The sequence below is a fragment of the Rhodococcus sp. 1163 genome (assembly GCF_002091985.1).
Classification (GTDB): domain Bacteria; phylum Actinomycetota; class Actinomycetes; order Mycobacteriales; family Mycobacteriaceae; genus Rhodococcoides.
This window is the reverse complement of the sequence record NZ_MKKX01000033.1, coordinates 357813-383359: the sequence shown is the minus strand read 5'-3', so window position 1 is coordinate 383359 and position 25547 is coordinate 357813. Positions and strand designations below refer to the sequence as shown.

Sequence of the window (25547 nt, the reverse complement as noted above, 5' to 3'; positions counted from 1 at the left end):
GTGGAACTCGAAAGAGTCGGAGATGGAAATGCGGCAATACCTTCTCCGAACTCCGTGTGAGAAAACATGCGGCGGTTGTCCAGGCGTTCTCATTCGTAGGAACCCGACCGAAGCATCGCCGCAATCCGCGGGCAACATGTCGCAACTATTTTCGGAAATCATGTCTGCACTCGAACACGCAATCACTGCGTCCTTCGCTGCGCGCGAACCCGATCGGCCAGCGCTCTCGCCGCTCCGCGCGCTCGGCCGTCGCCAGATGTCCGGCATCGAGGTTCTCGCGCAGGCAATTGCAACGACGGCACCCGCAGCGTCGATGGTCATCCTTCCAATCACGATGCTCACCAACGAGACGATGCTCAGCGGGCTGCTCACTGTCGTCGCCGCGACTGTCATCGTGTCGATGATCGCGTTCTGCGGATCTCAGTTCACTCGCCGCTTCGCAGCATCGGGTGGTCTGTACACCTTCGCGTTTCAAGGTGTCGGTAGCCGCGGCGCATTGACAGTCGGTGCGGCGATGCTGTGCAAGTACTGCGCGAGCGGAGCCATGACGATGTATTTCGGTGGCCATGCCGTGCGTACTGTCCTGCGGGAGACCGGCCTGAATGCTGCTGGTGTCCTGTGGACCCTGCTGATCTACGCAACTATCGGCCTACTGATGCTCGCGTGCCTGCTGCGTGGTGTTCGATTCGCCGCCACTGCCATTCTCGTCGTCGAACTGTGCTCGCTGCTGTTCATCGTGAGTTTGATGATGTTTCCGGCCCCCCAGGTGGTGCAAATCGAGCCATCCGGCGCATCGAACGGACTGCTCCTGGTCGCGCTCGGTGCGATGTTCGCACTCGCCGGATTCGAAAGCGCAACGTTTTTCGCACCCGAGGCCAAGCGTCCGTTGCTGGCGATCACTCGAACCGTTCTCTTGACGCCTGTCATCTGCGGAGCCCTCTTTACGTTCGCGGCGTGGGCGGTGTGGTCCGGTCGCGGCGGGGTATTGATCAACGCGTACCTTCATGGCACCTCCACCGGCATCGACGCGTGGCTCGTCGTTGCACTGAACGTAGGGTTGAGTTGTTCGTGGCTCGCATCGTCCATGGCTTCGTCCAATGCGGCTTCTCGTCTTGTCTACACAATGGGGATCGAGAGGGTACTTCCCCGCGTTTTCAGCCAAGTCCATCGTTCGTTCCGTACACCCCACGTCGCGCTGACCGTCGTGATCGCCGGATTGGCCACCGCCAGTTCTATATTCGCTTTCATCGACGGCTCAGTGGTGTTCGAGGACGTCAAGTTGCTCGCCCGAGCCTCCATCGTCCTCGGCTATACGGTGGTGGCAGTCGCTGCTGTTCGATTCCTCCAGCGGATCGGTGAACTCACCCCAGCAGTGATCGTGTCCGGTGTGCTCGGTTGCGCAGTGGGCTGCGCGACTCTGACCAGCCTGGTGGTCTCAGTCTGCCGGGAACAAAACCTCACCTCTCTGACCGTATTCACAATTTTCGCGGGGTCTGGGCTCGCTTGGCACAGATACCTACGCCATCGCACTCCGAAGGTTCTCGATTCGATCGGAGTTTTCGACAGCGCCGAGTCCAACGACGTACTCCCCGGTGCCGCGTCCTACGGCAAGAACTCCCGCGGCGCAGTAGCACTCGTCAAACTGTCCCGACACGACGCCCGCTGATGGTGACGCGGACGACGAGAGTGCCAGAAACTGGAGGTCACGAACCACGAGCGGTCCAAAAGGCACTTGCCCTACTGGAAGCCGTAGCGCAAATCGGCTCTGGAGCACGCGCCAAGGACGTCGCCAACTTCACTGGCATTGCACCGGCAACCGCATACCGTCTGCTGAACCTTCTGGTCGCCGACGGATATCTGGTTCGGATCGAGGATCTGTCCGGCTTCGCGCTCGGCCGTCGAACGCGGGAACTGGCAGGTGCTGCCCCGCAGACTGCTGTCGTAGACCATCGGCAAATCGTCGACGAAATCCGCAGTCACACTAGATTCGGGGTCTATCTCGTTTCGTATCAGCACGACCGGATCGCTCTTATCGATCGCGACCCCGACCACGAACTGCCCGGCGAATCCGCTCTTGCGACGCACCCACACGCATCGGCCATAGGGAAACTGCTGTTGGCCAACAGGCCTGACGGGGTCAGCTTGAAGGACCTGCGCAAGTTCACCAGTCGCACCATCACCGATCTTGCTGATCTTGCTGTCGAGTTGAGCCGAATCCGAATTTGCGGCATCGCCATTGAGGTCGACGAGATCAAGGTAGGCAGATCGGCTATCGCCGTCCCCATCCGAGACGACGCCGATGGAGTCCGCGGCGCTCTGGCTGTTATCGGGAGGACGGGACGGCTGCATACAGACGATGCGGGATTGATCGAACTGCTCACGGTCTCGGCTCGTGAAATTGGTACTGCCCGATGACCCTGCTCCTCTGCAAAACCGTCTGGGCTCTACAGTCACGTCCCTGCAATGCTCCTCGCCGCCTGCTCCCCCTCGCGTATTGCCGAATCCAGTCGGCGAGGTGTGACGGCGTCGCCGATACGTACGACCGAAAACCCTTCGTCCTTCAACTCGTTCCACAATGCGTCATCCGGCTTCTGGTGGAGCGAGCAGACGATCCAATCGAACCGATGGTTCGCCGTCACGCCTGTGGGGTGATGGAGCAGCGAAATATCGAGGCCGTCGCGTAGCTGGACCGGGACGACATCGGTCAGGCAGGTGATCGACTGTCCGTGCGCTCGCCGCCGCCACCCTTCCATGTCCAGGGTGAGCCCGAGATCCTGCCCGACGACCATCCCCGGCGTGCATACCGTCACCTGACAGCCGCGTTCGGCCAGAAACTCTGCCGTCGACGTCGCGTGGTGGAAACTCAGTTCGTCGACGATCAGGACGCGACCTGACAGTGACGCCGTGCCGTCGAGGACCTCACGGACGTCGACGACGTGATCGTGGGAACTTGCCCACTCCGGACGCACCGGGTTTGCCCCGGTCGCGATCACCACCACGTTGGGCTTTTGCGTCAGGACGAGCATTCTGTCGACCTCGACGCCTGTGCGGATTTTTACACCGCGTGCGCGGCATTCCGCTTCGAGAACATCGACGATTCCAGCGAATTCGGCGCGATGCGGTGCCCGTCCAGCGGTCCGGACCTGTCCCCCGGTCTGTGGCTCGCGTTCGTACAACGTGACGTCGTGCCCTGCGTGTGCAGCAGTCGATGCAGCTTGCAGTCCTGCCGGTCCGCCTCCAACGATCAGGACTCGCAGTCTTGAAGCGGGCAACTGCGGCAGGGCGACGAATTCTTTTCCGGCGCTGGGGTTTACGACACATCCCAGTGCGGCGTTCATCCCGACGCGTCCGATGCAGTCCTGATTGCAGGACAGGCAGGTGTGGACTTCTCGCGCACGGCCTTCACGGGCCTTGTTCGCGAACTCCGGGTCTGCAATCTGGCCTCGAACGACGCCGACCAGATCGCACACCCCGTCGGCGAGAGCCTGCTCGGCCATCTCCGGTGTGGTGAAGCGTCCGACCCCGATCACCGGCAACGACACCCGCTCTCGGATAGCACTGGGAACGAAGTTCGCGTAACCATGGGGCGTTGCCATCGATGCCTCGATCAGGTGGAGCGTCGAGGTCGCCACGCCGATTGCGGTATTGATGTAATCGACCGAACCGGTTCGTTCGACGAGGACAGCGGTGTCCACGGCTTCGTCCAGACGGATACCCCCCTCGATGTTTTCCTGCCCGCTCAGCCTCACTCCAACGATCATTTCGGACCCCAGAGCGGTGCGGACTGCCGAGAGAACCTCCACCAAGAATCGAGCTCGCCCGGCGAGGTCACCCCCGTATTCGTCGGTGCGATGGTTCGTAGTGCGCGCCAGGAACATTCGGATCAACGAGGACTGTGAACACTGTAGCTCCACGCCGTCGAATCCGCCGTCCCTGCAATGCTCGGCGACGCGCACATATCCGTCCACCAACTCGCCGATCTCGACCCGGTCGAGGCAACGAGGTACCTCTCGAAAGAGCGGATCGGGGACGGCGCTGGGTGCGAGGACCGAACGCCCCGAATACATTCCTGACGACTGTCCACCATTGTGGTTGACCTGTGCCAGAACGAGCGCTCCGTGTGCGTGTACGGCGTCGGTGATCGCTCGATATCGAGGTATCACCGCTGGGCGATACCCTTGAATCATCTTCTCGTACGGTTGATCCGACGGGTGGGTGGACTGCTCCTCGACGATGATCAAGCCGGCCCCGCCTGCGGCGCGAGCTGCGTAATAGGCGGCGTGGCGATCCGTCGGGAGGCCGTTCTCGGCGAAGTTGGTCAGATGCGCAGAGAAGACAACTCGGTTCCGCACCGTCGACCGACCGATGTCGAGAGGGGCGAACAGCCGCGGATACTTCATCGGACAGACCCTGTGGCTTTGTACACTCCGGCGTCGTACCCGTCTCGAATGGCCTCGGCGGCAGAACGAGGCGCGAAGCAGTCCCCAATCGTCATCCGCCTCGGACCGTGCAAGGAATCGTCAGCAGAGCGATGCGAGCAGTCCACTACCACTGCGCATTCGATCATGCGGCGTTGCCCGGTGTGTACGTCCTCGAGCTCGGCGCCGCCGTCGCCGACCCGCAGAATTTTTGACAGTAGATGACGCTGGATGCCTGCGCGCTGCAACCGAACGTTGGCCGGAGCCAGGTCACCGGACAAGGAAAGGTGTCGACCGATGGTCTGATCGACAGTCACCACAGAAACGTCCCTACCTGCCTTTGCAAAGCGCTCAGCAAGCGCGACAGCCACGGGACCACCGACCGGATCCCATACGACAACGGGCCCCTCGCCGAGCACGGCACCGTCCAGAACGGCTCCGGAATCGAGGTAGTGCACGCCTGTAGCCACCTCGAACGATCGCGGGCTCGGCACACTGCCGGTCGCGAGGACGACGTCCTTTCCCGCCTCGAGATCGCTGGGTCCGATCTCGACCCCGGTCGCAATATCGACCCCGAGATGGACGCACTCGGCGGCGAGCCATGCGGTCAACGCCTCTCCAGTGCTCGTGAGCGAAAACAAGCCCCCTAGCACGGGCTTACGCTCGTACAAGGTGACCGTCCGACCCCGCAAGGCCAACACCCGCGCTGCCTCGAGACCAGCGGGGCCACCACCCACCACCAGCACAGTGCCTGCACCGTCCGGCTCCGGGTCATCGCCTGCTCGTCCGATGCACGCCACGGTCGGATTACGCGGATCCCGAACCAGACAGGTCTGATTGCACAGAATGCACGGCCGCGGGCTCGCACCGGCTCGCGACTTCGATACCAGATCGGGATCGGCGATCAACGCTCGTGTCATCTCGATGATGTCCGCAACACCCTCGGAGAGTGCGGCTTCGGCCATCGCTGTGTCGACGATGCTGCCCTGCAGCACAACAGGAACCATGCCGTCGACAGAGCCCGATACCGATCGACACAGGTCGAGGTTGAACCCAGGCTCGGTGTGGAAGTCCGGGCGATAGGTGGACATGGCCATCGCCCCACCTCGAACGACGGTAAGCAGATCGAGTTCCGGCGCCATCTCGCGGGCGATGTCGGCACCGATTGCGGGAGTGATCCCCGCCCACGGCGCTCCCTCGTCACAGCTCAGCCGCAGCGCAAGGATTCGATCCGGGCCGAGCTCGGCCCGCACCGCGGTAACCACGTTCCGTACGAACAGCATTCGGTCGGTGCCATATTCGTCTTCTCGCAGATTGGTCAGGCCGGAGAGGAACTGCCGTATCAGGCTCGATGAGCCTGCATCGAGTTCGACGCCGTCGACGTCGGCAGCGGCAGCAACGCGAGCAGCGGCAGCGAACCCGTCCACCGCGGCACGGATGTGTTCCGGTTCCATCGCCATCGGCAGTTCACGCGAAGCCACGTCTGCGACGTGCGACGGCCCCCACAGTGCCTCCCGCGAGTACGCAGGCGAACCTTGGGATCCGGTGTGAGTCAGGCCTGCCAGAACGAGCGTTCCGTTCGGCCTGCACGCGTCGACCACAGCCTGCCAACCGGGCCCGCACTCCGATGCCAGAGGCGCACGCTCGTACGGCCAGTCCGACCGATGCACCGACGCATTCTCGGTGACGATGATCCCGACGCCCGCCCGACGGCGGTAGTACTCCACCAGTGCCGGCGAGAAAGCCCGGCCATCAGCAAGATTGGTTTCGTGCGGGCCGAACATCACGCGACTGGCAGCCGACCGTCCACCGAGGACGATCGGCTCCGTCAGCAGAGTCACCTCGCTACTCTGCACCAAGCTTCCGGTCGAATCCCAACGGCATGACGACGTCCGACGCAGTCAGGTCGTGGACAGAGGAGTGTCCGAGTCCGAGAACAGCGGAGTCGACGCCGCCCCGCAAAATATCGAGAACGTTCTCCACACCGGCCTGACCGTTCGCTGAAAGACCCCACAGGTACGCCCGGCCGATCATGACAGCACGAGCACCGAGTGCGAGTGCTTTGACGACGTCGCTTCCTCGACGGATGCCGCCGTCGAGGGTGATCTCGATCTGGTCGCCCACTGCCTCGGCGATCGCCGGCAGCGCGCGGATCGGAGCTGGAGTGCCGTCGAGGTTGTTGCCACCGTGGTTGGACACCGAGATGGCGGTGACTCCGGCGTCGACTGCCTTCTTGGCGTCATCGACACGCATGACTCCCTTGAGCATGAACGGCCCGCCCCACTGCTCACGCAGCCAGGCAACGTCCTCCCAGGTCGGCAACGGGGTACCCATCCACTCGCCGTATGCACCGAAGAATGTCGGCGCAGTACCCCCGGGTGGAGTCAGGTTGGGCGTCGACAGATCGGGAATTTTTCCGGTTTTCGCGTACTCCCACAACCATTTCGGACGCGTGATGCCTTCGGGGGCGAACTGCCACATCGCCTTGAGGTCCATCTTTTCCGGGATCGACGGGCTGCCCCAGTCGCGTCCGTTGGAGAACGACCAGTCCAGCGTCATGATCAATCCGACCGCGCCGGCCGCACGTGCCCGCTCCATGCGCTGAAGCAGAACCTCGCGCGAGCCGACCCAATACATCTGGAAGAACGTCTGCGGGTTCACGGCCGCGACCTCTTCGATGGATTTGCTCGCAAAGGAGGACAACCCGACCGGGATTCCGCGAGCGGCCGCGGCACGGGCCACAGCGACCTCGCCTTCCGGGTGCACGGCCTGCACACCCGTCGGCGAGATCATGACCGGAAACGAGAGTGGTTGTCCCATGACTGTTGTCGACAGATCCCGTTTGTCCGACAACCCCGCAACATGCGGCGCGAAGCCGAGCTCACCGAATGCCGCCGTATTGTCGTCGACGGTGATGCCCCGCTCCGAGCCCGCCACCAGTGCGGCGTACACGGATTTCGGAAGTCGTTTCTTGGCACGCCGTTGCGCCTCGGCAACGGTCTCGAACCACGCACTCTTGGCCATAGCTATATGTTCCTATTCCATTCCTGCGAGAGGATTCTCGTCGCAGATCTTGGCCGGTGGCCGCATCATCAATGTGAGCGGAACCGACGCTCTCGGTGTTTTACGCTGCCCGGTACGGGAGTGGTCGACGCTGGACTTGGGGATTTCTCCCGCCGCCGCCAACGCCATCTCTCCGTTGCCGATTACGCATTCGGGGTCAGGGCCGTCCATGGGGAGGCCGGTGAAGAACTTTGCTGCCATGCAGCCACCGCGGCACGAATCGAAATGTGCGCACTTGGTACACGCGCCGGAGGTCTGCGGGGACCGCAACTCCTGGAACAATTCGGACGTCTGCCAGACGGTTTGGAAGCCGCCCACAGCCGCAGATGTCGCTGTCGCGGGACGCGCATCGCGGACGATGTTTCCGGCGAGGAAGTTCTCGTGGATAGCGAACGGGCAGGCATAGACGTCGCCGATCGGATCGATCAAGCACACCACTCGCCCAGCGCCGCACAGGTTCAAGCCTGGTAGCGCGTCTCCGAAGGCAGAGAGGTGAAAGAACGAGTCTCCGGTCAAGACGCCCTCGCCGTTCGCGACCAGCCAGTCGTACAACTCTCGCTGTTGGCCGGCCGTGGGATGCAAATCGTCCCACACATCGGCGCCACGACCCGACGGGCGTAGGCGCGTGATCCTCAGTGTCGCACCGTATTTGTCCGCCAGCGCCTTGAAAGTATCGAGCTGTGACACGTTGTGGCGGGTGACGACTACAGAGATCTTCGCGTCCTTGAACCCCGCCTCCTGCAGGTTCTCGAGGGCGCGGATCGCCATGTCGAAGGATCCGGGTCCGCGCACTGCATCGTTGACCTCTGCAGTAGCGCCGTCGATGGAAATCTGCACATCGACGTAGTCGGATGCGGCCAGGCGGGCAGCGACCTTCTTGTCGATCTTGACGCCGTTGGTGGAGAACTTCACGCCGACCTGATGGGCCGTCGCGTAGTCCACGAGTTCCCAGAAATCGCTTCGAACCGTCGGCTCACCGCCACCGATATTGACGTAGAAGACCTGCATCTTCTGCAACTCGTCGATGATCGACTTGCACTGCTCGGTCGAGAGCTCGTTGGGGTCACGCCGGCCCGATGAGGACAGGCAGTGAACGCAAGACAGGTTGCAGGCGTAGGTCAGTTCCCACGTCAGACAGATGGGTGCGTCGAGTCCGAGTTCGAACTGATCGACCAGTTTGCCGACCGCAGGGGGCGGCGCAGGCCTTTCAAGCATGGAGGTCATCGGGTTGTCCTCTTCGGTATGGGTGTGGCGAGACGATGGAAGGGGCTGCTTCCGTGGTGCTCGAGTTCTCTGGTGAGCTGTGGTGAATCAGGCGTCGATGCGGACGATCATGTGCGAACCGACCAGTGTCGCGAGGGCGCGCGTGTACTGGGGCACCGCCGACTCTGCGATTCCTGCAGCCGTGATCGCGGACCGCAGGTCAGAATGATCGGGTAACGATTCGATGATCGTCACGATCGTCCGGTTCTTGAGAAACGAGAGTTTTCGTGTCCCGAAGTGGTAGAGCAGCGCCCCGAACGACTCGGGACGCAGCGCCACCTGCGGGTGAAGAGCCCATCGAGCATCCAGGTCCAATGCAGCTTCCTGGGACGACTTCACGGGTGCGGACATGTCAGTAGACGCCGCACATACCGTCGATGGAAACCTCTTCGACGAGGGATTCTTCGACGAGGTCGGTCTCGATCACTGCAGCGTTGACAACGTCGGTCTTCGAATTCTGGGACATCGCTTACCTCCAGGTGAAAATATGTGGATCCGCCACATCCGGTACTGGACGTGACTTGGTTCACTACAATAATGGCATCGAGTGCAGAATGACACCAATCGGAGAGAAAAAGTGGAAAGCCGTACGAAACTGTCCAGCCGGGTAGGTCGACGCCCATCCACAACGAGGGGTGAGATCAGCGATCTCGGCATCGAGCTCTTCGCTCGGAACGGATTCGACGAGACCAGCGTGGACGAGATCGCCGAAGCCGCCGGCATCGCGCGTCGCACGTTCTTTCGATATTTCCCATCCAAGAACGCCGTTCCGTGGGGAGACTTCGACGAACAACTCGGTGCACTTCGCAGCCTTCTTGCGGCACTTCCCCATGACATCTTGCTGGCCGACGGGATTCGCTCGGCGCTTCTGCATTTCAACACTTTCCCAGAGGACGAACGCGCGGTCCATCGCCAACGCATGGAGTTGATTCTGCGAAATCCTGCGCTCCAGGGTTACTCGATGCTCATGTACGAGGGCTGGCGGGGCGTCATCACCGAATACGTGGCGGCGCGAACGGATTCGAACCCGAGCGATCACTTTCCCCGAACGGTTGGCTGGCTGGTTCTCGGTGTGGCAATGTCTGCATACGAGCAGTGGCTCACCGATGAAACACTCGACCTCGCCGAGCTTCTGTCCGACGGCACCAGAACGCTGTATTCCGGCATTCCCAGCACTCCGACGGCTTCGAGTACTTACGCGAAAGAATCGACATGACCGAACTAGACGCCCTCGCGCCCAGCGTTCCAGGTTCGTGGACACATGAAAATACGACAGTCTCGTTCACCCCGCAGGCAGCCCCCGGCCACATAGGCGTGACGCGCCACGGCGACGCGGTGGATGTGCGCCACGGACTGAGCTCGAAGCATATCGGCGAAAGACTCGTCCGGGAGATCACCGCACACGCAGTCGAAGCCGACCTGTCTCAGCGGGAGTTCGAACTGGTGATGGTCGGCCTCGTTCGATCGACAATCGCCGATCCGGTGCAAGCATGGGCCACGTATTACCGAAACTCGCTCGACGAATTGCTATCGGGAGCTGCCGATTTCGCGTCCATTCACGAGCGCGCAGAATCCTTGGTGATCGGTTCGGTTCTGGATCTGGGTTCGTGTTTCGGATTCTTTCCACTCCGCCTTGCATTGAGCGGACATGCCGTGACCGCCACCGATCTGTCGGCCGGCACCATGCGGCTACTCGATACCGTCGCGCCCCACCTTGGCGTCACCATCGAGACGCTGACCTGTGACGCTGCCGATGTTCCGCTCGCGGACAACAGCGTCGACACGGTGACGGCCTTGCACCTCCTCGAGCACGTGGACGCAGACGCCGGTGCGCGAATCATCGACGAGGCCTTACGCATCGCACGGACCAAGGTGGTCATCGCGGTACCTTTCGAAGACGAGGCCACCGCCTGCCATGGCCACGTACGCACCTTCGATGAGGCAGCCTTGATCGAACTGGGACGATCTACCCATACCGACTTCGAAGTTGCCGAATTCCACGGCGGGTGGCTGGTTCTGAACAAAGCATCCGTTTTGCTTCCGGTATGAGCCGAAGCACCGCACCGAAACCTCAGATCAGCCCTTGCTTGCTCGCGGCATAGACCGCCTCGGCGCGACGGCTGACACCGAGTTTGCGCATCAGGTTGCTGACGTGAAATTTGACCGTTGTCGCCGAGATGAACAGCTTTGTGCCGATACTGTTGTTGGACAGTCCAGTTGCAAGTAGACGCAGCACCTCCAGTTCACGATCGGTCAGTCTCTCGACGCTCGAGCCTTGCCCGTTGAGAGATCGAACAACTGCAGACGCACTCCGGGAATCGAACGCACTCTCACCTCGTGACACCGCGCGGATGGCACGAACTAGCTCGGTGGTGTCGACGTCTTTGACAACATATCCACGCGCGCCCGCGTGCACTGCCTCCACGACCAGTCGGTCGTCGAGAAATGTGGTCAACACCAGGAGACCGATGCCGGGGTGCGCGCCCGACAGTTGCGCACACAGCGCAAGGCCCTCGTAGTCCGAACTCGCCGACAATTTCAGGTCCATCAGCACGATGTCCGGTTCGACCCGATCCACCACCGCCAGACCTTCACCCCTCGACGACGCTTCTCCGACGATGGTCAGATCCGGTTCGCGTTCCAACACGGACCTGAGGCCGTCGCGCAGAATGGCGTGATCGTCGACCAGCACGATACGAACGACGTCGGTATGGACGGTCACGGGTTGCTCACTCTCTCGTACGGGATCCGCGCAGATACGCGCACACCGCCGATTCGGGCCCTACGGATTTCGAGTGCGCCACCGTGCTCACGCGCCCGCGCGGCCATGTTTGCCAGGCCTCGGTGTCTGCCGTCGACGTCGTTGTTCTCCGCCATCCGAAGCATCAGACGGAGGTGCGCGGGATCGCCGTGGCCGTCATCTGCGACGGACAGTTGCACGTTATCTTCACGGTAGGCCAAACGCAGCGTCGCCCGCGTCGCACCAGCGTGGACGGCTGTGTTGAACAACGCCTCTCCCGCGATGCGCAGCAGTCCGTGCTCGCACTCGCTACTGAGTTCGATGGGGGTACCTTCTATCCGCAACGACACCCGCAATTCGTCCGGCATGCGCACGATCGAGAGTTGTTCGAGCATCTCCGGCAGCGAGGTGCGGTCGGCGTCCTGCGCGTGGTTGAGCGCATAGATCGCCGAACGCAGTTGTTCGACGGCCCGTCGGGTCAACTCCTTCGCCAGGTCGAGTCGCTCTCTACGCTCGTCGGCTGGAATATCGTTGCGGCACAATTCGATTTGCATACCGGCCGACAGCACCGCCTGCGTCACACTGTCATGTAGTTCTCGGGCGATACGATGACGCTCGTCGTCGAGAACCTGATGGCGATGAGCTGCGCCCAGTTGGCGTTGCGTCGCTTCGAGTTCAGCGTTGCGGATCGCGAGATCGGCTGCTGTCCGGTGCGCCTCGGCGTAGGCGCTCTCGGCGCGCTCGAGGAGGACTCTTCGGCTCTGGTAGAGCGCCGAGTTCTGCAGTGCAACAGCAGTTTGACTCGCCAGAATGCTCAAAACGGCCGAGTCGGTCGCGTCGAGTACACGGTGGTCGGGTGTCCATGCCGCAAAAGCGCCGACGACGCCACCGTCGAGCGCGATGGGAACGAATGCGTGATGGGCCGCGATGACGGGGTCGCGCCCGTCGCCGATCGTCGCGAGCCTGATCGACTCCAGGCACTCGACGACGTCCTCGGGCAGCGGTGGGCCTTCTACGTTGTCGACGAGAAATGGGGTGGCGTCAGGGCCGAGAACGAGTCGCCGCGGGCCGGCGTCGCCCAATGCTCCGTCGGCGAGTGCGAAGACAACCCATTGCGCGCTCAGATGCGCCCTGGCTGCCTCGGCGACGGCGCAGATGAGAGTTTCCGGGCCGTCGACGGTGCGCACGAGCGCGCGCGAGATCAGTTCCAAGGCGTGGACCACCCGCTCCAGTCGCTCTGCCGCACCGCGATACTGCGGGTAGAACGTGTTCTTGCCTGACCTCAGGCCTGTCAGTAGCGAGAGATCGGGCTGCGAGGCCGTCACAGCGCTGCCCTGAACAGTTCAGCCATCTCATGGTGGGTGGCCGGGCGCGGGTTGGTCGACATACATGCATCGCGTAGGGCGTTGGTTGCGAGCACGTCGATATCGTGCTCGCTCACCCCGATGTCGCCGAGGCCTTTGGGAACCCCGACTTGCCGCGCCAATCGCTCCACTCGCGCTGCGACCGCCAAGGCGGCCTCTTCCGCAGGACCGCGTGCCTCTTCGAGTCCGAGGCTTGTTGCGATCGCCACATATGGAAGCGGATCCGCCTCGGCGTTGAACCTGATGACGTGCGGGAGAAGGACTCCATTGATGACCCCGTGCGGGAGGTCCAGTAGCCCACCGACTTGATGACTCATCGCATGTGTCGCGCCGAGAATGGCATTGGTGAACGCCAGTCCCGCTTCGAGACTCGCCTGTGCCATCGACGTCCGGGCAACGATGTCCGACGGAACGTCCATCGTACGAGCGAGATGCGAGGTGACCATGGTGACCGCCCGCAGCGCGTGATGATCGGTGAGTTGATTGTGACCGAGCGAGACGAAAGCCTCGATGCCGTGCGTCAACGCATCCAAACCTGTTGCTGCGTTGAGCCATTCGGGCATCGTGGTCAACAGACGAGGATCGATGACGGTGATGTCCGGAACCAACCCGCGGCCGAGGATGGTGATCTTTCTCGACCGTGCAGTATCGGTGACGATGCAGAACTGCGAGACGTCGGCCCCGGTACCCGACGTCGTGGGGACCATCACGAGCGGCGGGATCGGGCGGGTAGCTCGATCCACTCCTTCGTAATCGAGTATCGATCCACCGTTACCTGCGAGAACTGCGATTCCTTTGGCCGCATCCATGACCGAACCACCCCCGATGGCCACCAGGACGTCACATTCGGACTCCTGATACGAGGCGTGTCCTGCTTCGATCTCGACGTCCTTGGGATTCGGCGTCAGAGCGCTCCAGGTAGTCGGTTCGAGGCCCTGGTCTTCGAGTGATTGGATCAGCTGGGCAACCCAGCCTGTCTCGATGAGCCCGGCGTCGGTGACCACCATCGGCCGCCTTGCGCCCAAGCGGAGTGCCGAATGTGCAACTTCACCCAATGAACCCTGACCGAACACGATCTCGGGGGCATGAAACTTGAGGACTCTCGGTGTTTCCACCGCACTGCGATGTGAATGCAGATCGTGCAGCGCCTGGCCTGTCGCTGCCACTTCGATCATCGGTTCTCGCCTCTGCAATGCCTGTCGTAGCCGTGTTCGGATCGTATGTGATGCACGTTACAACCATACGAGTCGGAGAGCATCATCCCCACGGGCGCGAGGAGGGGTCGTGACCTGCCCGATCGGGTAGGTCACGGGCTTTCACCGGTCAGGAGAGCGCATGTCCCAACTCTGCAGCCTGAGCAGTCAGCTGCTGACCGTCACGGGCGACGACCACGTGATCGCAAATCCGCTCGTACTCTCCCATCGAGCAGGACGCTTGGTCCCAGTAGCGTCGTGACTCCGGAGTGATCCACGCCAACCGGTGCACCTTCGAACGGATCTTCTCGAGTTGGTCGATCCCCGGTGGTCGACCGTTGCACCGGCCGTCTCCGACGATGATGACAGCGGTGCGCTTGTTCAGAACATCGCCGTACTCGTCGAGCAGATTTGCAAACGTCTTACCGTAATCGCTGCTCGCCTCGAGATCGAGACGCTCGTCGGCCAACACTGCTGCCAATGCACCGTCGCCGGTGCTACCGAGAAGTGTGGTGGTCACATCTACCGGCGAGTCGACGAAACCCATCACTGTGCACCGATGGGCCCTCCTGTGCATGGCTTGCGCGAGCCGCAGCGTAAAGGCCGTGATCGGCCGGACAGATAGCGACACATCTGCCAGAACCAACAGCCGGACCTTGTCCGCCACCGGCGTTCTGGTCACCAAGTGAAACGGAATGCCATCGGTCCCCAGACTCGCTCGAACCGTCCGACGCATGTCGAGGGGCCCACGCGAGTGTTCCCGCGGCCTCGGACGTGGCTTGCCTCGCATCCGGCGCAACACCTCGTGGCTTGCCCGATCGATCTCGGCGTGACGCTCGGTGGCACGATCAGCGACGTCCAACGGGTCCGGTGTGGAGAGGGTCCCGGTCAGCTCGGCGAGCGCAGCTACGAATGCTTCGACAGCGTCGGTGATTCGGTCGAGTTGAGCCGCCGACAACGGGCCCGAATCGGTACCGTCGCCGTACACGCTGCGCGGGTCGTAGGCGTCGAACCACGCCAGAATGCTCGCCGGATCGTCCCAACTGAGCGTCCCTGCCACGGCACCGCTCGTACTCGACGCCAACTCCCCCGCGGCAGTCGATCCAGAGCGCTCGAGATCGACGGTGTACGTCACTCCTCTTCTGCCCATGTCACCGTCGGTGTCGACCGAAAGGTCGTGATCCTCGGAGGACAGGCTGATGTCGTCGTCGTCCTTGTGCGGGTTGAAGCCCTTGTCGGCTTCCGGGGCGTCGAGGAGGTCACCGATTTCCACTGCCCGTTCGTTGTACTCCGCGTACTTCGCCGCTTCCTGATCCGCGCCGACGTCGAGATCACTGGGCAAGCCGCCGGCCACCTGCGCACCCAACGCTTGCCGGGCGGACTCCGTCGCGGACTGAAGGGCAACGAGGAACAGCGAATCGAACGCCCGATCGAAACCATCCTGCTCGTGCGCATACTTTGCACACGTAGCCCGAAGAGCCGCACGTAGAACCGTAAGGTCGCGGGCTCCGATCAGACCGAGAACGCGTCGAACTTCGATCACTTCGGCCGGAGAGGAGGCGACACCGTGGACTCGCAACGTACGTCCGAACACCGCCGACAGCACATCCAACACGATCGACGGTGAAAACGTCGGTGCATCAGTCATTTTCGTATCCCGATGCCGCCCTTTTCGCGGCCACCATGGCCACGGAAAGCGGAGGCGGTGGTATTCATCGGTGCTCCGAGTGAGCTCTCGGCAGCCGTGAGCTTGTCCGGCACAGCCCCTGCGAGCGCCAGTTTCATATCGGAGGAATATTTGACGAGAGCGGCGAGCAGGTACTTCTTGGTTTCTTCGGTATGACCGAGAACCGCTGCTATCCGAGAGGCGTCGATGACCTCCGAGATGGAGGGGCTCTTCCGCAACGGGAGTTCGCGCAGCTCGGCGGCCAAGGCCACGACGTCGGCGGCAACCTTCACCGGCACTTCGGGAGCACGGGCCGTGACGATCTCCCGTTCTCGCTGCGGCGTCGGGTAGTCGAGATGAAAGTGCAAGCAGCGGCGCTTGAGTGCAGAGGATAGTTCGCGAGTATCGTTGGAGGTCAATATGACCCACGGGTCACTGCGGGCGATGAATGTGCCCACTTCGGGAATGGTGACCTGTTTTTCGGCCAGAACTTCGAGCAGCAACGCTTCCATGGATTCCTCGGTGCGGTCGACCTCGTCGACCAGGAGTACCACCGGTTCCTCGGACAGCACGGATTCGAGCAACGGCCGAACCGCGAGGAACGCCTCGGAATACAGACCGAAGTCTTTGGCCGCCAGCAACTTCGATGCTTCATCGATGTCGGTGATGTGTTCGGTCAGCGCGCCGATATGCTCCCGCAGCATCTGCACGTGCAAGAGTTGCTTGGCATAATCCCATTCGTACAGGGCTCGGTTGTCATCGAGGCCCTCGTAGCATTGAAGCCGTACGAGCTTGCGGCCGCTGGCCGCCGCGAGCGACTTCGCCAATTCCGTCTTTCCCACGCCCGCTGGGCCTTCCAGCAGCAATGGACGATCCAAGACAGTCGCCAGATGAACTACGGTGGCGAGATCGTCATCGGCGATGTAGTTCTGCTCGCCCAACGCTCGTTGTAGATCCGTCGCGTCGACGAATCGGACGGTCCCCTCGTCGTCGTCGTTATGCACTGTCGACAACCTTGTCATTGGTGTCCTTCTCGTAGATGTGGCCCGAGCGACCGTGTTCCTGTCGGCATGGTCGGGTGCGCGTGGGTGCACCCGACCACGCCGACAGCACGTTGGTGACTGCCGACTAGTAGGACTCGTTGATGGCGTGTGAGATCACCGGGAGCATGGACTCGACGGTCACTTCCCGCGGATTGCCCGGTGTGCACCAATCGTCCTGGACGTGCTCGGAGATCTTGAGTACCGACTTCTCGTCGCCCTTGATCACGTCGCCCTTGCCTGCGTATTTGCCGGTGTTCATCCGGTTCTTGCCGTAGGTTGCCGATCTGATGGAGCCGAAGTTGTCGGGGATACCGACATCCTTGGCGAGTCGAATCGCGGCCTCGACAGCGGCATCGGCGGCCTGAACCGTGGTCATGTTCTTGGTGTCGACGCCCATGGCTACGGCAATTTCGGCGTAGCGCTTGTAGCGAGAGGGCAGGTTGTACTCCCACACCCGCGGCAGGGCGATGGCGTTGTTCAGTCCATGTGCGCTGTCGTAGAAGGCGCTGATGGCATGCGAGATGGAGTGGATGACGCCGAGGCCGCCAGAGTTGAACGCCTGAGTCGCAATGTACTGGGCGTTCATCATGCCCTCGCGAGCCTTCAGGTTGCCCGGGTCGTACACAGCCTCGCGAAGATGCTTGGACACCAAGCCGATCGAGTAAATGGCATTACCCAGCGAGGGCGCGAAGTCCAGACGCGACACGTACGGCTCGGCTCCGTGGGCGAGGACGTCGAATCCGCAGAATGCCGTCCACTGTTGCGGGCAGGTGTAGTACAGGAGCGGATCATCGAGTGCCAAAGTCGGAGTCGACGCCTCGTCGAAGGCAAGCCACTTGTGCGGCTTGTCCATGTTGGAGGTATCGGTGATCACGTAGGCCCAGGAAGTCTCCGAACCGGTTCCGGCCGTGGTGGATACGGCGATATGCGGCGGATTCTGCTTATTTGTGGACTTGGAGAATCCCTCGAATTCGTTGATGTTTCGGCCGTCATGAGCGACGACGACGCGGATGCCCTTGGCCGCGTCGTGGCTGGAGCCGCCACCTACTGAGATGACGCTGTCGCATTTTTCCTTCTGGTAGAGAGCGGCACCGTCCATGACGTTGTAGTCCTTGGGGTTACTCTCGATCTTGTCGTAGAGAACAACCTCGACGCCCTGGTACTCGATCTTGCCGATCAGTTCCTCGATGATTCCGGATCCGCGAAGTCCGGTGGTGACGAGCAATGCGCGCTTGAATCCGAGTTCCTTGGCCTCGACACCGAGCATGTCGTGGGCACCGACTCCCAGCTTGGCGCGGGGCAGTGGGTGGAATTCCTTGATCGGAAACTCCCAGATCTGGTTGAGCTCGATTGCCATCGGTATCTCCTCGGTGTGTATGGATTGCGTGGACACCGACTGTGATCGGCGTCTCACTGATGACAACTCTGTCCGCTCGGAGGCACTCTGTGAACAGATACCGATGCGAACCCTGCCTTCGCCGATAGTGAACTATCCGATCGGGCAGGTAGGGGTGCTGCACGGCCGATCAGGCGAGAGTGGAAAATCGACACAAGGGAGCGAGATGGCTAAACTAGAACACGTTACAATTGATCGAGAGGACACCACCGAATGACGACAGTCGATGTGCCCCACGGTTCCAGATCCGTACTGCTCACGGTGGCGGATGTAATCGAAGAATCAGCCGACGCCCGGTCGATCGTCTTCGATATCCCCGAAGACGCCAAAGACAAATTCACCTACAAGCCCGGGCAGTTCCTCACGCTGCGTATTCCGAGCGACCGGACCGGCTCTGTCGCCCGGTGCTACTCCTTGGCGAGCTCGCCGCACCGCGACGCTCGCCCCAAGGTGACGATCAAGCGAACGTCCGACGGCTACGGATCCAACTGGGTATGCGACAACGTGAAGGCCGGCGACACCATCGAGGTGCTCCCGCCGTCGGGACGGTTCACCCCGGCCGATCTGGACGATGACTTCCTACTGTTCGGCGCAGGATCGGGCATCACGCCGGTGATTTCGATTCTGAAGTCCGCGCTGGGAGAGGGCACCGGCAAGGTGTTCCTCTTCTACGCCAATCGCGATGGGGACTCGGTCATCTTTGCCGAAGAACTTCGCGCTCTCGCAACCGAATATCCCCGCCGACTCGTCGTCTTGCACTGGCTCGAATCACTGCAGGGCATTCCGACGGTCGATCAACTCGCAACATTCGCAGCACCGTTCCGCGAGTACCGCGCGTTCATGTGTGGACCCGCGCCCTTCATGGACGCGGTGCACAAGGCACTCTCCTCGGGCGGGTTCCCCCGCGAGAACGTGCACAGCGAGGTGTTCCTCTCCCTTGCCGGGGACCCGTTCACCGACGCCCCCGAGATCGAACTGACCGACGACGACACTGCTTCGGCTGCCACCGTCGAGGTCGAACTCGACGGCGAGACCCACACTCTCTCGTGGCCACGGAAACAGACACTCGTGGACGTGATGCTGGCCGGCGGACTCGACGTCCCGTACTCCTGCAGAGAGGGCGAATGCGGATCCTGCGCGTGCACCCTCTCCGTCGGCGAAGTGACGATGGACAATTGCGAAGTCCTCGACGATGACGACATAGCCGAGGGCTTGATCCTCGGCTGCCAAGCTCACCCGGTCAGCGACAACCTGAAAATCGAGTTCTGACGCCGGTAGAAATGTCAGTGCTGGGGAAACTACCGAGGCCCGCTTTCGCGCCGTGATGTGATGCCGAATCCGACGGCCGAGATCATGGCCAGCAGGATCACGAATCCGCCGTACGCGAGGGCGGTCTGCTCCAATCCGAAGAGGTGTACGGCAAATCCTCCTACGACGGCGGGCAGACTGAATGCCAAGTAGCTGATGGCGAAGGTCGTGGCGAACATGCTTCCACGATCGGCTGCGGGGACGATTGCGCCGAGCGTGCGCATGGCTCCGAGAAACGCGCTGCCCCACCCTGCACCTGCGACGGCGGTGCCGATGAAGTAGAGCCCGACTATCGACGTGCTCACTGCGACAAGAGAAATTGCCACGCCGGTTGCCAGGACGAGGGCACCGGCGATCATGACGGTGCGCGGTGTGCGATGTCGCACGAACGCGGCGGCCAGGGATCCGGAAAAGAAGAGCGCGAAGCTTTCGAGTCCGCCGATGATGTGATTGTCGATTCCGAAGACCGACCGGATGATCGACGAACCGAGGGAAAGATGAAATCCGCCCAAGGACCACGTTGCGACGAGGGCGGGGACTATCAGCAAGAATGGTGTCCTGATGTCGGCTGGTACCGCCATCCGCGGGAGCACCAAACGTGCAAGATGCCGCTTCGAGTCGACTCCTCGAAGCGCGGACGTTTCGGGTAGGAACGCAAGGGCGACAGTGAGAACTACCAGCGCTCCGATGAGCATGGCGTACACGAGGACCGTCGGGGCCGGGGCGAGTTGCACCAGCAATCCGGCGCCGAGCGCGCCCGAGGCCAAACCCAGTGAGGGTGCGACGCTGTTCACGAGCGGACCAGCGGTGTTCGACGGCTGGAGATCGACTACTGCTGCATTCATCGCGCCGATTGCGGCACCCGCGGCGAGTCCTTGCACGATGCGCGCGGCGATCAGGCCTGCAACGCCGTCGGCCACGATGAAGAGCAGCAGGCTGACCACCAGGAGAGCGACCGAACCCACCAGGATCGGCTTCCGCCCTACATGATCGGACAGACCCCCGACGGTGAGCAAAGCTGCGAGCAGCGCCAACGCGTAGACCGCGAAAACGATGGTCAATGTCGTCGAGGAGAAGCCCCAGTTGCTCTGATAGATCGGGTAGAGCGGGGACGGTGCTGCCGACGTCGCCATGGTTACGAGGTAGGTCAGACCTACGACCCAGAACGCGACACCGTGGGGCAGTCGACGCGGTGTCCGTCCTCGAGGGGGAAGGGCGATGTCCGACTCGACGTTGACCACGTAGGTCCCTACTTCCGCTAAAGCTATGATCATTGCTTTAACTAACGGTATACCTGCTTGGTCTCCGGTGCCGAAAGTGCGGCCCGCTCGCTCACTGGTGGACCGACTGTTCGCTCAATAACCGGCCCTCGCGGTGCGCAAGCGCACTGGCCGGAAGCTCCCCTGCCCGGCCGCTGAGGAACACTGTCAGCTCACTCGATCCGGCAGAAATCTCGCCCGCCGCGTCGATCCGCCGAAGTGTCTGCCGCGCAACGGCTTCTGCGCTGTCGAACAGGAGCACGTTGTCCGGCAACAGAGCAGTGATCTCGTTCGATACCAACGGATAGTGCGTACAACCGAGAACGACGGCATCGACATCTGCCGGCGTGGCAGCGACCGCAATTCGAATCGCCGCCGAGATCGCCTCCGTGTCGCCCCGGTCGATGGAATCCGCGAGACCGTGACACGCGACCGAAGTGACGGACCGGCCTGTCGCGAACTCCGCTATCAAGCGCGCTTGATACGGACTGGCAGTCGTTGCAGCCGTTGCCCAGACCGCGATCCGATCGCTGGTTGCCGCAGCGGGTTTGATCGCTGGGACAGTGCCGATCACCGGAATCGCGTCACCGAGGTGGCGTCGCACATGCGCCAAGGCCGTCACGCTCGCGGTGTTGCACGGCAATACGATCACCTCGGCTCCCGATGACACGGCGCGATCGGCAGCGGTCACCACGCGATCGATCACCCACGCATCCGGCTTCGGGCCCCACGGGGCCCCGTCGGGATCCATCAGCAGAATCAGATCTAGCTCGGGACGCAGCTCCCTCAAGCGTGCAGCCGTCGGCAGCAAGCCGAGCCCCGAGTCGATCAGTCCGACTATCACTGTGTGTGTCAGCCCAGCGCCTGCTCGAGATCGCCGAGGAGATCAGCGGCGTCTTCGATACCTACCGACAAGCGAACGAGATTATCGGGAACCTCGAGCAGCGACCCTGCCGTCGATGCGTGAGTCATCGCTCCGGGGTGTTCGATGAGTGATTCGACACCACCGAGGGACTCCGCGAGGGTGAAGATCTCGGTGCGAGCACAGAAGTCGAGCGCCGCCTGCCGACCGCCACCGAGCAGCACCGAAATCATGCCGCCGAAGCGTCGCATCTGCTTTGCCGCAACATGATGCGAAGGGTGTTCCGCCAGTCCCGGGTAAATGACCTGTGAGATCGCCGGGTGACTGTTCAGCATCTCGACGAGCGTTTCGGCATTGTCGCTGTGACGCTCCATTCGCAACGCCAGCGTCTTGATGCCGCGCAGAGTCAGAAACGCGTCGAACGGTCCCGGCACTCCACCGGCCCCGTTCTGCAGAAACGCGAAGGCCGCGTCGAGCTCTTCGTCATCGGTGATAAGTGCCCCGCCGACGACGTCGGAGTGTCCGCCGATGTACTTCGTCGTCGAATGCAGCACGACGTCTGCACCGAGCGCAAGCGGCTGCTGCAAGTAGGGCGAGGCGAAAGTATTGTCCACGACCAACTTCGCGTTCGAGCCGTGAGCGACCTCTGCGAGTGCCTCGATGTCACCGATGTTGAGCAGCGGGTTGGTCGGCGTCTCGACCCACACCAGCTTGGTGTTCGGCCGGATCGCCTGACGAACGGCGTCGACATCGGACACCGCGGCGACGGAGTACTCGATACCCCACTGGGTGAAGACCTTGTCGATCAGGCGGAAGGTGCCGCCGTAAGCGTCGTTGGGGATGACGAGGTGGTCACCTGGTCGCAGGGTCGCACGAAGGAGGCAGTCCGTGGCCGCCATGCCCGACGAGAACGCTCTGCCGTAGGTGCCGGATTCGATCGCGGCAAGGTTGGCTTCGAGCGGACGACGCGTCGGGTTTCCGGTACGGGCGTACTCGAACCCACTGCGCATGCCGCCGACGCCGTCCTGAGCGAACGTCGAGCTTGCATAGATCGGCACGTTGACCGCGCCGGTCAACGGATCGGGCTCGTACCCCGCGTGCACCGCCTTGGTGGAAAACCCCTGCGTATCACCCTGGGTCGTTCCGCTGGCTCCACTCCCGGACGTGATGTCTGCCTTGCTGCGCTGCTCACTCATGGCTTCCAGACTAATAGGTGCAGGAAATGGGTAGCCTGCGGGAGACTCAGCCGCACGAAATTTTCGGCGGCAACACTCATCCAAGCCAGCGGAGAACACCGCCGGAAGAAACGAGGCACATCGTGGCCGACTCGACACCCCACAGCTCGCAGAGCGTCGAAGAACTGTTCGCGCTCGATTCTCTCCTGGACTCCGAAGAACGTCAGATTCGCGAGACGGTCCGCAAGTTGGGCAACGAGCGCATCCGCCCGCACTTGGCGGAATGGTACGAGGCGGGCACTGTCCCCGCTCGCGAGCTTGCCAAGGAACTGGGCGCACTCGGCTTGCTCGGGATGCACCTGGAGGGCTACGGCTGCGCTGGAACCTCTGCGACTGCATACGGATTGGCCTGTATGGAACTCGAAGCGATGGACTCCGGGATTCGCAGCCTTGTCTCTGTGCAAGGTTCGCTGGCGATGTTCGCGATCTGGAAGTTCGGCTCCGAGGAGCAGAAGCAGCAGTGGCTCCCGTCGATGGCCGAGGGGTCGAGCATCGGTTGCTTCGGGTTGACCGAGGCGGACTTCGGCTCGAACCCCAGCGGCATGAGGACCAGAGCGAAAAAAGACGGTAACGACTGGATCCTCAACGGCAGCAAGATGTGGATCACCAACGGCCCGATCGCCGATGTCGCAGTCGTCTGGGCACAGACCGATGACAAGATTCGCGGCTTCGTCGTACCGACGGACACTCCCGGCTTCACCGCGAACACCGTGAAGAACAAATTGTCGCTTCGCGCGTCCATCACCGGTGAACTCGTGCTCGAGGACGTCAGGCTTCCCAACGACGCGATGCTCCCCGAGGCCCGCGGGCTCAGCGGCCCGCTCGGGTGCCTCAACGAGGCACGCTTCGGCATCATTTTCGGCGCGATGGGAGCGGCGCGCGATTGCATGGAATCGGCGATCGAGTATGCCCAAACCCGAGAGGTGTTCGACAAGCCCCTGGCCGCCTACCAGCTGACCCAGGCAAAGCTTGCGAACATGGCCCTGGAGCTCGGCAAGGGTCAACTCCTCGCACTCCACCTCGGGCGCCTGAAGGACAAGGGCGAACTGCGCGGTGAGCAAGTATCGGTCGGTAAACTCAACAACGCGCGAGAGGCGATCAAGATCGCTCGCGAATGTCGAACGATTTTGGGCGCCAACGGAATCACGCTGGAGTACCCGGTGCTACGGCACGCCAACAACCTCGAGTCCGTCCTCACCTACGAGGGCACTTCCGAGGTACATCAGTTGGTGGTGGGCCAGGCGCTGACCGGGTCGAGCGCGGTCCGATAGGCGCTCGGGCACACGTGAGTGGAATCTGCCCTAGTCGGGAAATTCCACTCACGTGGGGCTAGGCACCCTTGCTGAGGAATCCGAGAAGATCGTGGCGGGTGATGACGCCGACCGGCTTGCCTTCTTCGACCACCATGAGGGCATCGGTCTCCCCCAACGCCTTCGTCGCGTCGGATACGTGCTCGCCTGCTCCGATGAGCGGGAACGGCTCGCTCATATGCTTGGCCACCGGGTCGGCGAGTGTCGCGCGTCCTTCGAAAACTGCACTGAGCAGATCGCGTTCGGTGACGCTGCCTGCAACCTCGCCGGCCATGACGGGCGGCTCGGCGCCGACGACGGGCATCTGCGAGACACCGTATTCACGGAGAATTTCGATGGCGTCGCGGACGGTCTCGGACGGATGCGTGTGTACCAGGGCCGGTAGCGCACCGGACTTGCCGCGCAGGACATCGCCGACCGACGGTTCATCGGTCTTGCCGTCGAGACGTGAGCGCAGGAACCCGTAGGAAGACATCCAGTCGTCGTTGAAGATCTTTGCCAGGTAACCGCGGCCACCATCGGGCAACAGCACGACGACGAGCGCATCGGGGCCTTCACGCTCGGCAACCTTGATCGCAGCTACCACTGCCATGCCGCAGGATCCGCCGACCAGCAGGCCCTCTTCCCGAGCCAACCGTCGTGTCATGTCGAACGAGTCCGCATCGGATACCGCGATGATTTCGTCGGGGATCGACGGGTCGTACGCGGTCGGCCAGAAGTCCTCGCCCACGCCCTCGACGAGGTACGGACGGCCGGTACCGCCGGAGTAGACCGACCCTTCAGGGTCGACGCCGACGACCTTGACCTTGCCGCCGGACATCTCCTTGAGGTACTTGCCTGTTCCGGAGATGGTGCCGCCGGTACCTACTCCCGCAACGAAGTGAGTGATCTTGCCGTCTGTATCGGCCCAGATCTCGGGTCCGGTGGTCTCGTAGTGAGACTGCGGGCCGGCAGGGTTTGCGTACTGATTCGGCTTCCAGCCGCCGTCGATTTCCTGCACGAGACGGTCGGAGACGCTGTAGTAGCTGTTCGGGTCCTCGGGTGCGACGGCGGTCGGGCAGACCACGACCTCGGCGCCGTAGGCGCGCAGGACGTTGCGTTTTTCTTCGCCGACCTTGTCCGGGCAGACGAACACGCACTTGTATCCACGTTGCTGAGCAACGAGAGCGAGGCCGATGCCGGTGTTGCCGGACGTGGGCTCGATGATGGTGCCGCCCGGCTTCAATTCGCCTGACGCTTCTGCCGCGTCGATCATCTTGACTGCGATGCGGTCCTTCGACGAACCACCGGGGTTGAGGTATTCGATCTTGGCTGCAACCGTCCCCGCGTTGCCGCCGACAACGGAGGAGAGCTTGACCAACGGAGTGTTGCCGATCAGTTCGGTGACGTGCTGAGCAATGCGCATATCTCTATCTTCCCAGACGCCA

Annotated in this window: 22 protein-coding genes; 6 read left to right on the top strand and 16 right to left on the bottom strand. The window is 62.3% G+C overall.

The features are described from left to right. Window positions 1–160: 160 nt before the first annotated feature. Together BJD99_RS15615 and BJD99_RS15610 are read left to right on the top strand one after the other, a co-directional pair. Complete coding sequence (locus BJD99_RS15615; protein WP_084348107.1) at window positions 161–1666, top strand: APC family permease; 1506 nt, start codon at window positions 161–163, stop codon at window positions 1664–1666. Continuing rightward, window positions 1666–2415: an IclR family transcriptional regulator gene (locus BJD99_RS15610; protein WP_084348024.1), complete on the top strand. Its 750-nt coding sequence runs from the start codon at window positions 1666–1668 to the stop codon at window positions 2413–2415. Before BJD99_RS15615 ends, BJD99_RS15610 begins: the two co-directional genes overlap by 1 nt. 35 nt (window positions 2416–2450) lie before the next feature. On the opposite strand, the gene BJD99_RS15605 is transcribed toward BJD99_RS15610, so the two are convergent. The 6 genes from BJD99_RS15605 to mftA all read right to left on the bottom strand — a co-directional run bounded on the left by BJD99_RS15605 (window position 2451) and on the right by mftA (window position 9210). Beyond that, on the bottom strand, window positions 2451–4400 hold the full coding sequence (locus BJD99_RS15605) for a mycofactocin system FadH/OYE family oxidoreductase 2 (protein ID WP_084348023.1): 1950 nt from the start codon (window positions 4398–4400) through the stop codon (window positions 2451–2453). Then, window positions 4397–6259, bottom strand: coding sequence for a mycofactocin system FadH/OYE family oxidoreductase 1 (locus tag BJD99_RS15600; protein ID WP_084348106.1), 1863 nt, complete (start codon window positions 6257–6259; stop codon window positions 4397–4399). Before BJD99_RS15600 ends, BJD99_RS15605 begins: the two co-directional genes overlap by 4 nt. Window positions 6260–6263: 4 nt before the next feature. Next, window positions 6264–7442, bottom strand: a complete 1179-nt coding sequence (mftD, locus tag BJD99_RS15595; RefSeq protein ID WP_084348022.1) for a pre-mycofactocin synthase MftD — start codon at window positions 7440–7442, stop codon at window positions 6264–6266. A 12-nt stretch (window positions 7443–7454) separates the two neighbouring features. After that, window positions 7455–8705: a mycofactocin radical SAM maturase gene (gene mftC / locus BJD99_RS15590; protein WP_084348021.1), complete on the bottom strand. Its 1251-nt coding sequence runs from the start codon at window positions 8703–8705 to the stop codon at window positions 7455–7457. An 87-nt stretch (window positions 8706–8792) separates the two neighbouring features. Then, window positions 8793–9095, bottom strand: a complete 303-nt coding sequence (mftB, locus tag BJD99_RS15585; protein WP_084348020.1) for a mycofactocin biosynthesis chaperone MftB — start codon at window positions 9093–9095, stop codon at window positions 8793–8795. A gap of 1 nt (window position 9096) precedes the next feature. After that, complete coding sequence (gene mftA / locus BJD99_RS15580) at window positions 9097–9210, bottom strand: mycofactocin precursor MftA (RefSeq protein WP_084348019.1); 114 nt, start codon at window positions 9208–9210, stop codon at window positions 9097–9099. A 111-nt stretch (window positions 9211–9321) separates the two neighbouring features. On the opposite strand from mftA, the gene mftR reads away from it, so the two are divergent. Beyond that, a complete protein-coding gene (gene mftR, locus BJD99_RS15575; protein WP_084348018.1) occupies window positions 9322–9960 on the top strand; it encodes a mycofactocin system transcriptional regulator in 639 nt (212 codons plus the stop codon). After that, window positions 9957–10793: a mycofactocin oligosaccharide methyltransferase MftM gene (gene mftM / locus BJD99_RS15570; RefSeq protein ID WP_084348017.1), complete on the top strand. Its 837-nt coding sequence runs from the start codon at window positions 9957–9959 to the stop codon at window positions 10791–10793. The genes mftR and mftM overlap by 4 nt, the downstream gene beginning before the upstream one ends. A 22-nt stretch (window positions 10794–10815) precedes the next feature. On the opposite strand, the gene BJD99_RS15565 is transcribed toward mftM, so the two are convergent. The 6 genes from BJD99_RS15565 to mdo form a co-directional block, all read right to left on the bottom strand. Then, the gene (locus tag BJD99_RS15565; RefSeq protein ID WP_084348016.1) at window positions 10816–11466 is read right to left on the bottom strand and encodes a response regulator transcription factor; all 651 of its coding nucleotides are present in this window, start codon (window positions 11464–11466) and stop codon (window positions 10816–10818) included. Then, complete coding sequence (locus BJD99_RS15560) at window positions 11463–12809, bottom strand: histidine kinase (protein WP_084348015.1); 1347 nt, start codon at window positions 12807–12809, stop codon at window positions 11463–11465. Before BJD99_RS15560 ends, BJD99_RS15565 begins: the two co-directional genes overlap by 4 nt. Then, window positions 12806–14023 (bottom strand): iron-containing alcohol dehydrogenase, encoded by a 1218-nt coding sequence (locus BJD99_RS15555; RefSeq protein ID WP_084348014.1) that lies wholly within the window; start codon window positions 14021–14023, stop codon window positions 12806–12808. Before BJD99_RS15555 ends, BJD99_RS15560 begins: the two co-directional genes overlap by 4 nt. 148 nt (window positions 14024–14171) lie before the next feature. Next, complete coding sequence (locus tag BJD99_RS15550) at window positions 14172–15689, bottom strand: VWA domain-containing protein (RefSeq protein ID WP_084348013.1); 1518 nt, start codon at window positions 15687–15689, stop codon at window positions 14172–14174. Then, on the bottom strand, window positions 15686–16729 hold the full coding sequence (locus tag BJD99_RS15545; RefSeq protein WP_084348012.1) for a MoxR family ATPase: 1044 nt from the start codon (window positions 16727–16729) through the stop codon (window positions 15686–15688). The genes BJD99_RS15550 and BJD99_RS15545 overlap by 4 nt, the downstream gene beginning before the upstream one ends. A 106-nt stretch (window positions 16730–16835) precedes the next feature. After that, window positions 16836–18107 (bottom strand): NDMA-dependent methanol dehydrogenase, encoded by a 1272-nt coding sequence (mdo, locus tag BJD99_RS15540; RefSeq protein WP_084348011.1) that lies wholly within the window; start codon window positions 18105–18107, stop codon window positions 16836–16838. 252 nt (window positions 18108–18359) lie between these two features. On the opposite strand from mdo, the gene BJD99_RS15535 reads away from it, so the two are divergent. After that, complete coding sequence (locus BJD99_RS15535; protein ID WP_084348010.1) at window positions 18360–19415, top strand: ferredoxin--NADP reductase; 1056 nt, start codon at window positions 18360–18362, stop codon at window positions 19413–19415. Between the two features lie 29 nt (window positions 19416–19444). Here BJD99_RS15535 and BJD99_RS15530 read toward each other — a convergent pair whose 3' ends face one another. From BJD99_RS15530 to BJD99_RS15520, 3 genes are read right to left on the bottom strand one after another with little or no spacing between them, the layout of a single operon-like run. Next, the gene (locus tag BJD99_RS15530; protein ID WP_143542183.1) at window positions 19445–20728 is read right to left on the bottom strand and encodes an MFS transporter; all 1284 of its coding nucleotides are present in this window, start codon (window positions 20726–20728) and stop codon (window positions 19445–19447) included. A gap of 58 nt (window positions 20729–20786) precedes the next feature. Then, window positions 20787–21557 (bottom strand): glutamate racemase, encoded by a 771-nt coding sequence (locus tag BJD99_RS15525; protein ID WP_084348009.1) that lies wholly within the window; start codon window positions 21555–21557, stop codon window positions 20787–20789. An 8-nt stretch (window positions 21558–21565) separates the two neighbouring features. Continuing rightward, complete coding sequence (locus BJD99_RS15520) at window positions 21566–22771, bottom strand: cystathionine gamma-synthase (protein ID WP_084348008.1); 1206 nt, start codon at window positions 22769–22771, stop codon at window positions 21566–21568. Between the two features lie 122 nt (window positions 22772–22893). On the opposite strand from BJD99_RS15520, the gene BJD99_RS15515 reads away from it, so the two are divergent. Then, on the top strand, window positions 22894–24081 hold the full coding sequence (locus BJD99_RS15515; RefSeq protein ID WP_256895777.1) for an acyl-CoA dehydrogenase family protein: 1188 nt from the start codon (window positions 22894–22896) through the stop codon (window positions 24079–24081). A gap of 58 nt (window positions 24082–24139) precedes the next feature. On the opposite strand, the gene BJD99_RS15510 is transcribed toward BJD99_RS15515, so the two are convergent. Then, window positions 24140–25525 carry a cystathionine beta-synthase gene (locus BJD99_RS15510; RefSeq protein WP_084348104.1) on the bottom strand — a complete coding sequence of 462 codons (1386 nt, stop codon included), beginning with the start codon at window positions 25523–25525 and terminating at the stop codon, window positions 24140–24142. Window positions 25526–25547: the final 22 nt, after the last annotated feature.